The organism is Streptosporangium minutum, from assembly GCF_002149035.1.
GTDB classification, from domain to species: Bacteria; Actinomycetota; Actinomycetes; order Streptosporangiales; family Streptosporangiaceae; genus Streptosporangium; species Streptosporangium minutum.
Map to the genome: position 1 here is coordinate 1 of NZ_NGFP01000054.1, position 13753 is coordinate 13753.

The 13753-nt window shown below is 70.5% G+C and carries 11 protein-coding genes; 4 read left to right on the forward strand and 7 right to left on the reverse strand.

The window, feature by feature from the left end; genetic code table 11:
• From CA984_RS14200 to CA984_RS14210, 3 genes are all read left to right on the forward strand, one after another.
• Window positions 1–1957, forward strand: a 1957-nt coding sequence (locus CA984_RS14200; RefSeq protein WP_341351712.1) for an ABC transporter permease, incomplete at its 5' end; no start/stop codon positions are given.
• 13 nt (window positions 1958–1970) lie between these two features.
• Window positions 1971–2963, forward strand: a complete 993-nt coding sequence (locus CA984_RS14205; protein WP_086572107.1) for an ABC transporter substrate-binding protein — start codon at window positions 1971–1973, stop codon at window positions 2961–2963.
• A 16-nt stretch (window positions 2964–2979) separates the two neighbouring features.
• On the forward strand, window positions 2980–3906 hold the full coding sequence (locus tag CA984_RS14210) for an ABC transporter substrate-binding protein (RefSeq protein ID WP_086572109.1): 927 nt from the start codon (window positions 2980–2982) through the stop codon (window positions 3904–3906).
• A 191-nt stretch (window positions 3907–4097) separates the two neighbouring features.
• Here CA984_RS14210 and CA984_RS14215 read toward each other — a convergent pair whose 3' ends face one another.
• The 7 genes from CA984_RS14215 to CA984_RS14245 form a co-directional block, all read right to left on the reverse strand.
• Complete coding sequence (locus CA984_RS14215) at window positions 4098–4685, reverse strand: GTP-binding protein (RefSeq protein WP_086572111.1); 588 nt, start codon at window positions 4683–4685, stop codon at window positions 4098–4100.
• The gene (locus CA984_RS14220) at window positions 4666–5028 is read right to left on the reverse strand and encodes a DUF742 domain-containing protein (RefSeq protein ID WP_031158931.1); all 363 of its coding nucleotides are present in this window, start codon (window positions 5026–5028) and stop codon (window positions 4666–4668) included. The genes CA984_RS14215 and CA984_RS14220 overlap by 20 nt, the downstream gene beginning before the upstream one ends.
• A gap of 27 nt (window positions 5029–5055) precedes the next feature.
• Window positions 5056–5478, reverse strand: coding sequence for a roadblock/LC7 domain-containing protein (locus tag CA984_RS14225; RefSeq protein ID WP_086572113.1), 423 nt, complete (start codon window positions 5476–5478; stop codon window positions 5056–5058).
• Entirely contained in the window at window positions 5475–8288 is a 2814-nt protein-coding gene (locus CA984_RS14230) for a sensor histidine kinase (protein ID WP_108724574.1), read from the reverse strand. Before CA984_RS14230 ends, CA984_RS14225 begins: the two co-directional genes overlap by 4 nt.
• A gap of 221 nt (window positions 8289–8509) precedes the next feature.
• The gene (locus tag CA984_RS14235) at window positions 8510–10795 is read right to left on the reverse strand and encodes a [protein-PII] uridylyltransferase (protein ID WP_086572117.1); all 2286 of its coding nucleotides are present in this window, start codon (window positions 10793–10795) and stop codon (window positions 8510–8512) included.
• 3 nt (window positions 10796–10798) lie between these two features.
• Complete coding sequence (locus CA984_RS14240; protein ID WP_012888521.1) at window positions 10799–11137, reverse strand: P-II family nitrogen regulator; 339 nt, start codon at window positions 11135–11137, stop codon at window positions 10799–10801.
• Window positions 11134–12453 (reverse strand): ammonium transporter, encoded by a 1320-nt coding sequence (locus CA984_RS14245; RefSeq protein ID WP_086572119.1) that lies wholly within the window; start codon window positions 12451–12453, stop codon window positions 11134–11136. The genes CA984_RS14240 and CA984_RS14245 overlap by 4 nt, the downstream gene beginning before the upstream one ends.
• A 263-nt stretch (window positions 12454–12716) precedes the next feature.
• On the opposite strand from CA984_RS14245, the gene CA984_RS14250 reads away from it, so the two are divergent.
• Window positions 12717–13646 (forward strand): ABC transporter substrate-binding protein, encoded by a 930-nt coding sequence (locus CA984_RS14250; RefSeq protein WP_086572121.1) that lies wholly within the window; start codon window positions 12717–12719, stop codon window positions 13644–13646.
• The last annotated feature ends 107 nt before the right edge of the window (window positions 13647–13753 follow it).

The following is a 13753-nucleotide window of genomic DNA, read 5'->3' on the forward strand; positions in this document are numbered from 1 at the left end:
GAGCCGGCGCATGACCTCGCCGCCCGCCGCGCTCTCCCCCGCCCGGGCGGCCCCGCCCGCCCACCGCTCCCGGAGGCCGCTGCCGCCCTGGCTGGCGCCGCTCACCGGCGCGGCCGTGGCCGTGGCCGCCTACCTGCTCTTCCGGGGCACCGCGCCGCTGCCCCACGACGACGACGCCGCGCAGTTCGGGGCCGTCAACGACGTGCGGGACTGGGTGGACGCCAACCGCAACGAGAGCCCGGTCTTCCTGTTCTTCGTCAACTACGTGCGACTGGCCGTCGGCGGGCTCTACGACGTCCTCCACCTGGTGCTGGACGGCCTCGGCTGGGTGGGGCTGATCGGGGCCGCGGGCGCGCTGGGCCGGTTGGCGGGCGGCCGGCGGACCGCGCTGGTCGCCGTGCTGGGGACCGGTTCGTTCGGGGTGCTGGGGCTGTGGGAGGCGAGCGTCGACACGCTCGCGCTCGTGCTCGCGGCGGTCCTGCTCTCGCTGCTGATCGGCTTGCCCCTGGGCGTGGCCGCGGGCCGTTCGGTACGGCTGCGCCGCCTGCTCACCCCGGTCCTCGACGTCATGCAGATCATGCCGACGTTCGCCTACCTGGCGCCGATGGTGCTGTTCTTCCAGATCGGGCCCGCGTCGGCCGCGATCACCACGATGATCTACTCGATCCCTCCGGCGATCAGGATCACCGCGCTGGCCGTCGAGCAGGTCTCCCCGTCCGCCGTCGAGGCCTCCACCTCGCTCGGCGCCACCCGCCGGCAGACGCTGCGCAAGGTCCACCTCCCGATGGCGCGCGCCACGATCGCGCTGGCGATCAACCAGACGGTCATGATGGCGCTGTCCATGGTGGTGATCGCGGCGCTGATCGCCGCACCGGGGCTGGGCTCGGACATCATCCGCGGGCTCTCCCGGGCCGACGTGGGCGTCATGCTCCCGGCGGGCATCGCCATCGTGGTGATGGCCGTCGTGCTGGACCGGATCACCATGGCCGCCGCGGCGCGCGGGCCGGTGCCGCCCGGTGCCTCCTCCTTCCTGCCCCGGCTCGCCGTCCCGGCGGGGATCCTCCTGGTCACCGGGATCGCGGCCCGCCTCCTGCCCGCCGAGTTCCCCCGGGAGTGGGTGCTCCGCTTCGCCGGACCGGTGAACGAGGCCGTGAACTGGGCCAAGTTCTCCTGGTACGGCGCCACGGAGGCGATCAGGAACGGCGTCACCGAAGCGCTCCTCAACCCCCTGCAGACCGTGCTCACCACCGCCCCCTGGTGGCTGGTCGCGGCGGTCGTGCTCGCGGCCGGGTGGCGGGCCGCGGGGGCGCGCCCGGCGGCCGTCGCGGTGGGCTGCCTGCTCGCCACGGCCCTGCTCGGGCTCTGGCAGCACACCATGGAGACGCTCACCACCGTGCTGGCCGGGGTGGTGCCGGCCCTGGTCGCCGGGCTCGCGCTCGGCGTCGCGGCGGCCCGCTCCCCCCGGTTCGCCGCCGTGCAACGACCGCTGCTCGACACCGCGCAGACCATGCCCGCCTTCGTCTACCTGCTGCCCGCGCTGGCGCTGTTCGGCGCGACCCGGTTCACCGCGATCTTCGCCTCGGTGATCTACGCGGTGCCGCCGGTCGTCCGGCTGGTGGAGGACGGGATCAGGAACGTGTCGCCGGTCGCCGTGGAGGCCGCGCGCTCCTGCGGCTCCACCGACCGGCAGCTGCTGTGGAAGGTGCGGCTGCCGATGGCCCGCCGGGCGATCCTGCTCGCCGCCAACCAGGGAATCGTCATGACGCTCGCCATGGTCGTGGTCGGCGGGCTGGTCGGCGCGGGCGGCCTTGGCTACGACGTCGTCTCCGGATTCTCCCAGCGCACCGACTTCGGCATGGGCTTCGCGGCCGGGGTCGCCACGGTGCTGCTGGGGATCATGCTCGACCGGATCACGCAGGGCGCCGATGGGCGCCCTTCCCCCCGAAAGTCCCCCTAAAGAAGAGGATCGCATGAGGATCGGACGCAGGGTCCGCCTGCTCGCCGGCGTTCTGACACTTGGACTGGCCGCCGCGGGCTGCGGTGGCGCCAAGGTGGAGACCGGCACCGGCACGGCACGGACGTCCACGGGCGCCGCCGGATCATCGGCGCCCGCCGCGGGCGGCACCGTGAGGATCGCCATCAACCCGTGGGCCGGCTACGAGGCCAGCGCCGCGGTGCTCTCCTATCTGCTGGAGAAGGAGCTCGGCTACAAGGTCGAGAAGAAGGAGCTCGCCGAGCAGGTCTCCTGGGAGGGGTTCGAGAGCGGCGACGTCGACCTCATCGTGGAGAACTGGGGCCACGACGATCTGAAGAAGACCTTCATCGAGGAGAAGAAGGTCGCCGTGGAGGCCGGCTCCACCGGCAACAAGGGCGTCATCGGCTGGTACATCCCCAAGTGGATGACGGAGAAGTATCCCGGCATCACCGACTACAAGAACCTGAACAAGTACGCCGCCCTGTTCGCGACCTCGGAGTCGGGCGGCAAGGGTCAGCTTCTCTTCGGCGACCCGTCCTACGTCAGCAACGAAGAAGCGATCATCAAGAATCTGAAGCTGGACTACAAGGTGGTCGTGGGCGGCAGCGAGGCGGCGCTGATCGAGTCCGCCACCCAGGCCCAGCGGCAGAAGAAGCCGCTGCTCTTCTACTTCTGGGACCCGCACTGGCTGTTCGACCGGGTCGACCTGGTCCGCGTCAACCTGCCGCCCCACACCGACGGCTGTGACGCCGACCCCAAGAAGGTCGCCTGCGACTACGCCGAGCTGGATCTCGACAAGATCGCGAGCAAGCGGTTCGCCGACACCGGCGGCAAGGCCTACGAGCTGGTCAAGAACTTCTCCTGGACCAACGAGGCGCAGAACGCGGTGGCCAACGGCATCACCAACGAAGGGCTGAGCCCCGAGGACGCGGCCAGGAAGTGGGTCGAGGCCAACCCGGCCGTCTGGGCCTCCTGGATCCCCGCGTAAACGATCGGCCGATTCCGTGAGAAGACAACTCGCCGGGGTCGCCGCGGCGCTCCTCCTGCTCACCGCGTGCAGCGGTGAGCAGGAGGCGCCCCCGCAGACCGGCGGCACCGTGAAGATCGCCATCAACGGGTGGGCGGGCTACGAGGCCAGCGCGGCCGTCCTCGGCCGGCTCCTGGAACAGGAGCTCGGCTACGAGGTGCGGAGGGTGGAGCTCAACGAGGCCGAATCATGGGAGGGGCTCGAAAAGGGCACGGTGGACGTCATCGTCGAGAACTGGGGCCACGAGGCCGAGAAGAAGACCTACATCGAGGAGAGGAAAGTCGCCGTCTCCGCCGGAAGAAACGGAAACAAAGGGGTGATCGGATGGTATGTCCCTCAGTGGATGGCCGACCGGTACCCGGACATCACCGACTGGCGGAAGCTCAACAAGTATGCCCACCTATTTAAGACTGATAAATCAGGTAATTTCGGTCAGCTCCTCGACGGGGACGCCTCCTACGTCACCAACGACGAGGCGCTGGTCCGCAATCTCGGGCTCGACTACAAGGTCGTCTACGCGGGCAGCGAGAAAGCTCTGATAAGGGCCGCGAAACTGGCGACCCGGCGGCGTACTCCCCTGCTGATGTATTTCTACGAACCGCAGTGGCTGTTCACCCAGATCAAGCTGGCGAAGATCAATCTCCCTCCCTACGCGATCGGCTGCGACGCCGACGCCGCGAAGATCGCCTGCGACTACCCGCCCTACCTGCTCGACAAGATCGTGAGCCGGAGGTTCGCCGACACCGGTGGCAGGGCCTACGAGCTGGTGCGCAACTTCACCTGGACGAACGACCAGCAGAACGCGGTCGCGGACGACATGACCGGCGGCCTGAGTGCCGACCAGGCGGCCCGCAAGTGGATCGAGGCGAACAAGATCGTGTGGAAGGACTGGCTGCCCGCCTGACACCCGCCGGCTCCCCCGACGGACATGGGGTGCCGCAAATCTGCGGCACCCCGGAAATATCGCCCAGGGTGATCCGTGACTCCGGCCACCTGCACCGAGGCGGCCGACACGATCCGCAGGCTCCACTCAGGAGGCCGCCTGCGGGGAGCACGCCGTAGCCGGACGCCCCGGTCCCGATAGGACCCGGGGGCTCAGGCCGGCATGCCGGAGGCCGCGCGGACCCGCAGGACGTGCTCGACCAGCGTGATGAGCGTGCCCTTGACGGAGGGGCGGGAGCGGGCGTCGGTGCGCACGATGGGAACGTGCGGGCTGAGGGCCAGGGCCTCCCGCACCTCCTCCTCCGTGTGCTGGAACTGCCCGTCCCAGCCGTTGACGCCGACCACGAAGGGGAGCTTGGCCTCCTCGAAGTAGTCGATCGCCGGGAAGCCGTCGGCCAGCCGCCGGGTGTCGATCAGGACGACCGCGCCGAGCGCGCCGCGCACGAGGTCGTCCCACATGAACCAGAACCGGTGCTGGCCGGGCGTGCCGAACAGGTACAGGATCAGGTCCCGGTCCAGCGAGAGGCGCCCGAAGTCCATCGCGACCGTGGTCGTCGCCTTGTTCGGGGTGAGACCGAGGTCGTCGATGCCGGCGCTGGCGTCGGTCATCACCGCCTCCGTGGTCAGGGGGAGGATCTCCGACACGGCGCCCACGAACGTGGTCTTGCCGACGCCGAACCCGCCCGCCACGACGATCTTCGTCGATGTCAGGCCGCCATGGTTAGAGCCTGCGAAGTCCACTGAGAACCCTTTCGAGCATGTTGAGGTCCGGTTGTCCCTGGTCGAGACGTGGCTGGTGGAGACGGACGAGGCCTTCGTCGGCCATGTCCGCCACCAGCACACGGGCCACCCCGAGCGGGACCCTCAGCAGCGCCGAGATCTCGGCGACCGACCGGAACGAACGGCACAGCCTGATGATGGCGTCCTGCTCGGGGGTGAGCAGGGCCAGTTCCTCCTCCATGATGAACGAGGAGGAGACCAGCGTCTCCATCGCCATGTGATACCGGGGCTCGGATCGGCCGCCGGTGACCGCGTATGGACGGAACAGGGGCTCCTCGTCCCCGGTTCCGTCACTCCCGAGCACGTCCCTCTCCCGTGAAGAGCTCGGCCACTACCGCCCCCGGGAGGACTGCAGTTCGGCCCGGAGGGCCGGGGTGAGCACCTGGCCGGCCCGGTCGACGAGCAGGGTCATCTGGTAGGCCACCAGACCCATGTCGCACTCGGGAGAGGCCAGCACGGCGAGCACGGAGCCATCGCTGATCGCCATGACCAGCATCAGGCCGCGCTCCATCTCGACCACCGTCTGGGTGACTGCCCCGCCCTCGAACACGCGGGACGCACCCACGGTCAGGCTGAGCAGGCCCGCCGCGACGGCGGCGAGCTGGTCCGCGCGGTCGTTCGGGAACCCCTCCGAGCTGGCGATCCGCAACCCGTCCGCCGAGACGCACACCGCGTGCGCGACGCCGGGGGTGGCGCGGACGAACTCGGTGATCAGCCAGTCGAACCTGCGCGCCTCATGGCTCAGGGTCGTCACGAGCCCTCCTCCCTGTCCGCCAGGCTCCTGGCGGTGTCCTCGTTCAGTTCGGCACGGCCCCGCCGTACACCCTGTTGGAAACTCGACAAGCGGCTACGTACCCGTTCGGGTGAGAGAGAAGGCATCGGGCTGGACGGCACGGCGGCCGCGGCGCCGGGCACCAGGTTGGCTCTGGGAGTCCGCTTGGGCAGGCCCGCCGAGGTGATCCCGCCGAGGGTGGGGTCGCTCGCCGCCTGGGCCGCCTGCCAGCCGGCGTCGGCCGGGGTCTGCCAGCCGCCCGCCTCCCGGGCCTCCACCGGCTCCCCGGCCGGCTCGTGGACCGGCAGGCCGTCCGGAGGCGTGGGGGCCTCGATCTCGGAGCCGAGCGGATCGGTCAGCGGGGAGCCCGTGTGCCGCGCGGGCTCCCCGGCGACGACGGCGTGCTCACCGGTGTCCTCGGCCCGGCGGAACCAGGCCGACTCGATGGACGCGAAGATCGGCAGGAACTCCTCCTGCTCGGATTCGAGCGGGGAGACCCGTACGGCGGGCATCGACGCGGCCGCCGGGTCGTCCTGGGAGTTCTGCCCCCAGGAGGAGAAACCCGGAGCTGGAACGCTCCCGGCGGCGTTCGCCCCCGGGACCGGACGTTTGGGGAGGGGGTAGCCGGCGGCCGACGCCGGAGCGCCGGGCGGGCCCGCGGGGAGCGGCTGCCTGTGGCCCGGGACCGGCTGGTCGCCGGGGAACGACGTGGAGCCGGACGGGAAGGCCTGCGGGCCGGGAGTGCGCCCGAGCGAGGTCTGCCCGAACGAGGAGGCCGGGGGGATCGAGGCCTGCCCGAACGACGTCTGCCCGAACGACGTCTGGCCGAAGGAGGTCTGAGCGAAGGGGTTCTGGTCCGGGGAAGGCTGCGGGGCCCGCGGCTCGGCGCCCCACGACGGGGTGATGGACGGCGGCTGGATCGCCTCGACGATCAGCTCCGGCGGCAGGAGGACCATGGCGATGAGGCCGCTGGCCTCCTGCGGGCGGAGCTGGACGCGGATGCCGTGGCGCAGGGCCAGCCGGCCGACCACGAACAGTCCCATCCGCCGTGACACCGAGACGTCGACGACGGGCGGGTCGGCCAGGCGCCGGTTGGTCTCGATCAGCTCCTCGGTGGTCATGCCGATGCCGGCGTCGCTGACCGCGAGCAGCGCGCCGCCGCCCTCGATCATGCTGCTGGAGACCACGACCTGGCTGGCCCGGGGCGAGAACTGGATGGCGTTCTCCACCAGCTCGGCGACCAGGTGGACGATGTCGTTGGCGGCGCTCCCGGCGACCGAGATCGTGCGGTGCACCTTGACCTGGACCCGCTCGTAGTCCTCGACCTCCGACAGCGAGGCGCGCACGACGTCGACGAGCTTGGCCGGCTGGCTGCGCCTGCGGGGGGGCTCGTGACCGGCGAGGACCAGCAGGTTCTCGGAGTTGCGGCGCATGCGGGTGGCGAGGTGGTCGAGCTTGAACAGGTCCGACAGGCGGCCGCCGTCCTCCTCGCCCTTCTCCAGGCCGTCGATCAGTGAGATCTGCCGCTCGACCAGGGTCTGGGTGCGGCGCGACAGGTTGACGAACATCGCGCTGATGTTGGAGCGGAGCTCGGACTCCTCGGCGGCCAGCCGTACGGCCTGCCGGTGGACCTCGTCGAAGGCCTTGGCGACCTCCCCGATCTCGTCCTTGCCGTCGACCGAGATGGGGGCGATCTCGGGGGTCTGGGAGTCTCCGGAGACCCGGAGCCTGCGTACGGCCTCGGGCAGGGTGAATCCGGCGACGTCCAGTGCCTCGGCGCGCAGGCGGCGCAGCGGCAGGACCATCGAGCGGGCGATGAGGACGGTGAGACCGAGGACCAGGAGCAGCAGCAGGAGGATGAGCCCGGACGCGATGATCGCGTTGCGCTGCTCGGTGTCCTCCAGCACCCGGGCGCGGGTGATCACGTCACCGGCGACCTTGACCTCGACCTTCCTCATCCGGTCGATGATCGCGCCGTTGTCCGAGAACCACTGCTTGACCTCGTCGAAGTCCGAGAGCAGGCGCCCCTCGTTCCGCGGGTCGCTGGCCAGCACGATCGCCCTGGACTTGGTCAGCTCGGCGCGGTGCACCTTCTCGTCGATCATGGCCTTGACGAGCAGCTGGCCGTTCTCCGGGGTCGCCTCGACGCCGAAGTCCGCCTTGTACTCCTCCATGCGGGACCGGGAGGCGATGAACTTCTCGATCTCCTGGGCGTTGACCAGGGAGGGCACGTAGTAGCCGGCCAGCAGGCGGGCGCGCTGCTTGGAGACCTCCTCCTTGGCGTAGGCCAGCGCGCTGAGCGCGCGGGTGTTGCCGATGATCTCCGGGTCGTCGCTGACCAGCGTGAGCTCCTCGTGGAGCTGGAGCAGCGGGGCGATCAGGATGCCGTACCGTTCCGTACGGTTCGTCCCGGGTATCTGGCGCAGTTCCTTCAGGCCGGAGAGCTGGTAGCCCACGTCTCTGGCGGCCTCGGCCGTCCGGACGCCGTAGGAGTCGTCGATCGCCTGCAGGTCGAGCCGGACCTTGCCGACCAGCGCGTCGACCGTCTTCTTCTGCGCCTCGGCGCTGTCCTTCAGTCCCTTGTTCGAGGTCTGGAAGGAGGACCACGCGCTCCGGTCACGTTCCAGACCGAGGGCCTGGGCCAGGTCGCGGATGTCGCCGGAGTACTCGGCCGCCGAGGCGGTCCGCTGGTAGCCCGCCACGCTGTCGACGGAGGCGACCACGCGGGTGCCCGCGAGCACGACGCCCACCGCGGTCGGTACCAGGATCAGAGCCGTGAGGCGCGACCGCACACGCCAGTTCCGCAAGCCGAACCGGGCGGCAGGCCGCTTGCCGCGGTCGCGTGCCGAAGCACCGCCGCCCTCGGATGTCGCCGTCGTCACCGCTCTCGCTACCCCTCACCATCACGACATAAGTGGTCAACATCAGACCACAAGGTCACGGGACATAATCGGCATAACCGACAAACCGGACTTAATCGTTACGAAGGTGACAAGAGAACGATGGTCGATGGTTATCGCAGAGCGGCGAGCACCTGGTCCCGCACCTGTGCCCGCTGGGCCTCGTCGGTCAGAGGACGTCCGGCCCTGTCGACAACATAGAAGACGTCCACCGCCTCTGCGCCGAGAGTCTCCACACGCGCGGCGCGTACGTCAAGACCACAGTCCCCAAAAGCTCTGCCGATCCGCCACAGCAGTCCGGGGCGATCGTGCGCGCGCACCTCCACGACGGTCGCCGTGTTGGACGCGTCGTCCACCAGGGTGACCCGCGGCGGCGCCACCGGCACCCGGGCGGGGCGCAGCGACCGGGTCCTTCTGGCCAGGCGTTGCTCGATGTCGAGCCGGCCGGCCAGGACCAGCCGCAGATCCGCTTCCAGCGTCGCCGGATCGGGCGGCGAACCGTACTCGGGCACGACCGAGAACTCGATGACGGCGGTCGATCCCGCCGAGGCGGCCGAGGCCGCGCGGACCACCATCCGGTGCGCGGCGAGCACCCCGGCCGCGCGCCAGAGCAGCCCCGACCTGTCCGGCGCGACCACGGTGACCGCTCCCCCGTTGACCCGTACGGCGCCGCCGCCGTGCCGGGCCAGGGACGCCTGCGCGGCCGAGAGCGCCGGCGCGGGCGGCAGCGGGGTGCCGGACAGCACCGAGCGCACCCGGCGCACGAGGTCGGTGACCAGAGAGGCCTTCCAGGAGTTCCAGGCGGCCGGCCCGGTCGCGTTGCCGTCGGCCACGGCGAGGGCCGCCAGCAGTTCGAGGACCTCGCGCGAGCCGACGGCCTCGGCCACCCGGGAGATCGTCACCGGGTCGTCCAGGTCGCGGCGGGTCGCCGTCTCCGGCAGCAGCAGGTGGTGGCGGACCACGGTCTCCAGGGTGTCCACGTCCGCCGGGGACAGGCCGATCCGGGCGCCGATGTCGCGGGCCACGACCGCGCCGGTGGTCGAGTGGTCGCCGGGCCAGCCCTTGCCGATGTCGTGCAGGAGCGCGGAGATGAGCAGCAGGTCGGGCCGGGACACCTCGCGGGTGAAGGAGGCGGCTCCGGCGGCGGCCTCGATCAGGTGCCGATCCACGGTGTAGCGGTGCACGGGGTTGCGCTGCGGGCGGTGCCGTACCCGCTCCCAGTCGGGCAGGAGCCGGACCAGCACCCCCGCCTGGTCCAGTTCCTCCCAGACCGGCACCGCCGCGCGTCCCGCGCCGAGCAGGGCGACCAGCGCGTCGCGGGCGTCGTCCGGCCACGGGACCGGGAGCGGCGGGGACTGGGCGGCCAGCGCGTTCACGGTGGCGGGCGCGAGGGGCAGCCCCGCCTCGGCGGCGGCCGCGGCGGCGCGGAGCACGAGCACGGGGTCCTTGCGCGGGTCGGCCCCGCGGGCGAGCACGACCTCGCCGCCGTGCTCGACGACGCCGTCGGCGAGCGGTCGGCGGCCCCTCGGGGCGGGACCCGACAGCAGCCGGTCGACGGTGCGCCAGGTGGCGTCGAAGGCGTGCGCGACGGTACGGCCCGCCTCGGCGAGCCTGCGCATCAGCGCCTCGGCGTCGAGCAGGCCCAGCGTCCCGGCGACCGCGTCCTGTTCCTGGAGCACCAGCCGGTCGGCGCCCCGGGCGGTCACCAGGTGCAGGCCGTGCCGTACGTCGAGCAGAAGTTCGTAGGCCTCGCGGACGCGGGGGCCCGGGGCCGAGGCGACCCAGGCCGCGGCCACGGCCTGCATCGCCTGCACGTCGCGGATCCCGCCGCGTGAGTCCCTGAGGTCGGGTTCGAGCAGGAAGGCCAGCTCGCCGCTCGCCTCCGCACGCTTGTCGGCGGCGTCGCGCAGCTCGCCCAGGCGGCGCCTGGAGTCGGCCCGCCATTCGGAGAGCACGCTCTCGCGTGCCGCGCGCGTCAGCTCGGGGTCCCCCGCCACGTGCCGGGCCTGGATCAGCCCGAGCACCGCCTTGAGGTCGTCCCGCGCGACCATGGCGGCCTCTTCCACGGTCCGCACCGAGTGGTCGAGGCCGACGCCGGAGTCCCAGACGGGATACCAGACGCGGTCGGCGATGCGCGCCACGTCGTCACGGCCGTCGTGCAGCAGGACCAGGTCCAGGTCGCTGCCCGGGGCCAGCTCCGCGCGGCCCAGGCTCCCCACCGCGACGAGCGCGACGCCGCTGAGTGCGCCGCGCTCGTCGGTGTTCCTGTGCTCCCCGTTCTTCCCGGTGCGCCCGTACGGCGTGCCGCAGGCGGTCCTGAGCAGGTCCGTCAGCCACCGGTCGATGTCCGCGGCCCGTTCCTTACGGGCCGCGGCGTACGAGCGAGTGTCGCCTCTCACCGGTTAGAGCGCCTCGGGTCCGCGTTCTCCGGTGCGGACCCGGACGACCGTGTCCACCGGAACGGACCAGACCTTGCCGTCGCCGATCTTGCCGGTCTGCGCGGCCTTGACGATGACGTCGATGACGTCCTCGGCGTCGTCCTCCTCGGCGAGCACCTCCAGCCGGACCTTGGGCACCAGGTCCACCTGGTACTCGGCGCCCCGGTAGACCTCGGTGTGACCGCGCTGGCGGCCGTACCCGCTGGCCTCGCTGACCGTCATGCCCTTGACGCCGAACTGCTCCAGGGCTGCCTTCACGTCATCGAGTTTGAAGGGCTTGATGACCGCGGTGATGAGTCTCATGCGCCGACCTTCTTGGACGCCGGGACGGCGGCCGTACCGTTGACGGCGGCCACGCCCGAGGAGTGGATGGTGCCGAGGTCGTAACCGGTCTCGGCGTGGGAGGTGATGTCGATGCCGGCGATCTCTTCCTCGGTGCCGATCCTGAAGCCCATCGTCTTGTCGATGACCTTGGCGATGACCCACGACACGACGAAGGAGTAGAGGCCGACCGCGACCGGCCCCAGCACCTGCACGCCGAGCTGGGAGAGCGGGCCCCCGAGGAGGATCCCCTTCTCCTGGCCGTCGGCGAACGGGTAGGCCGCGACGAAACCGAGCGCCACCGCGCCGACGACACCGCCGACCAGGTGGACGCCGACCACGTCGAGGGAGTCGTCGTAACCGAGCCTGTACTTCAGGCCGACCGCGTAGGCGCAGGCGACACCGGCGATCGCGCCGATGACGAACGCCGCCCAGGGGTCGACGAAGCCACAGGCCGGGGTGATGGCGACCAGACCGGCGACGGCGCCCGAGGCCACACCGAGGCTGGTGGAGTGACCGTCACGGAGCTTCTCCACCAGGAGCCACGCACCGGCGGCGACCGCGGTGGCGATCTGGGTGTTGATGAACGCCAGGCCGGTCGTCCCGTCCACGGCGAGCTCGGAGCCGGCGTTGAAACCGAACCAGCCGAACCACAGCAGACCGGCGCCCAGCAGGACGAGCGTGAGGTTGTGGGGCCGCATCGGGTCCTTGCCCCAGCCGACGCGCTTGCCGATCACGAGCGCGACCGCCAGGGCGGCGGCGCCTGCGTTGATGTGGACGACCGTGCCTCCGGCGAAGTCCTCGATGCCGAGGCTGCTCAGCCAGCCGCCGCCCCACACCCAGTGGGCCACGGGGAAGTAGACGAGGCTCACCCAGACGATCCCGAAGACGACCCAGGCGCCGAACTTGACGCGGTCGGCGAGCGCGCCGCTGATCAGGGCCACCGTGATGATCGCGAAGGTCATCTGGAACATGGAGAAGACCAGGCTCGGCATGCCCGTGCCGTCATCCTTCGTGGCGGTCTCCACCATCCCGGCCAGGCCGATGTTGTCAAGACCGCCGATGAACTTGTTGACGATGCCCGTGCCGTCGCCGACGGCGTCGAAGGCCAGCGAGTGGCCGTAGAGGACCCAGGTGATCGTCACGACGATGATGCTGACCCACGACATCATCATCATGTTGAGAACACTCTTGGCCCTGGTCATGCCCCCGTAGAAGAACGCGAGCCCAGGAGTCATCAGCAACACCAGCGCGGTGGCTGTGAGCATCCAGGCAGTGGTGCCGCCATCGATCTTCATTCGACGCGACCCTCCCTTACAAATGGCGTGTGGCCGATTTCACTGTCGCAGTGAACGCTTCCTGGGCTCCGTCGACCGGCCGCGCACTGACGTTGCGCCAAAGCGTGTTCTTCCGCCGTTTCAGGTCTCAACCGTGCGTGTTTCGCATCTGTGAATCTCGGCGACGTGGTGTTTCGAGGGTGTTTCGGACGGGGCGGGTCTTGGCCTGAAGATGACCATAACTATGCTTAGGCATGCCTTACCTAAACCTCTAAGGGGATTCGATGACCATCCGCCTGGCCAAGGCCGCGGCCGCCGTTCTGCTGTCCACCGTCGCCCTCGCGGCCTGCGGCTCCTCCGGCGATGACCAGGCCGCCGCAGGTCCGACCCGGACGATCAAGCACGCGATGGGCGAGACGAAGGTGCCCGAATCTCCCAAGCGGGTCATCGTTCTCGACACCGACAAGCTCGACACCATGGCCTCACTGGGCCTCACACCGGTCGGCGCGGCACAGGCGGCCGAAAACCAGGCCTGGCCGAAATACCTGGGTTCCGCGCTGGACGCCACCAAGCCGGTGGGCACCCTCCAGGCCCCCAACCTTGAGGCCATCACCGCGCTCAAGCCGGACCTGATCCTCGGCACGAAGTTCCGGCAGGAGCAGTTCTACGACAAGCTCAACCAGATCGCGCCCACCGTGTTCACCGAGAAGGTCGGGATCACCTGGAAGGAGAACCTCCTGCTCGACGCCGACGCGCTGGGCAAGAAGGCGCAGGCGGAGAAGCTTCTCGCCGACTACCAGACCCGGGCGCGGTCGCTGGGCGGATCCGACGCGGTCGAGGTCAGCATCGTGCGCTTCATGCCCACCCAGATCCGGATGTACGGCCCCGATTCGTTCAGCGGCATCGTCGTCGGCGACGCCGGTTTCGGCCGCCCCGAACCCCAGCGGCTGGCGGACGCCCAGGACAAGCGCTTCGGCGAGCTGAGCCAGGAGAACCTCTCCCAGGCGGACGGCGACGTGCTCTTCTACAGCGCCTACGGCGACCAGGCGGCGCAGAGCCAGGCCACGGTCACCGGGGGCCCGCTCTGGAAGAACCTGCCGGCGGTCAAGGACGGCAAGGCCCACGGCGTGGACGACGAGACCTGGATGCTCGGCATCGGCGTCACCGCCGCCGGCAAGATCCTCGACGACCTGGAGAAGTTCGCCAAGCCGTGACGTCCGGCACGGCTCCGGGCCGCAGGGGGCGCGGAGACCGGCCGCGGAGACGGCGGACGGCCACGCGGCGGCAATCATCACTCAGAGCTCTCACATCACTACTATGA

Bases quoted from the DNA above. Each gene is read 5' to 3' on its own strand.
- CA984_RS14205 (WP_086572107.1), top strand. From the start codon at position 1,971: ATGAGGATCGGACGCAGGGTCCGCCTGCTCGCCGGCGTTCTGACACTT.
- CA984_RS14240 (WP_012888521.1), bottom strand. From the start codon at position 11,137: ATGAGACTCATCACCGCGGTCATCAAGCCCTTCAAACTCGATGACGTG.
- CA984_RS14245 (WP_086572119.1), bottom strand. From the start codon at position 12,453: ATGAAGATCGATGGCGGCACCACTGCCTGGATGCTCACAGCCACCGCG.
- CA984_RS14250 (WP_086572121.1), top strand. From the start codon at position 12,717: ATGACCATCCGCCTGGCCAAGGCCGCGGCCGCCGTTCTGCTGTCCACC.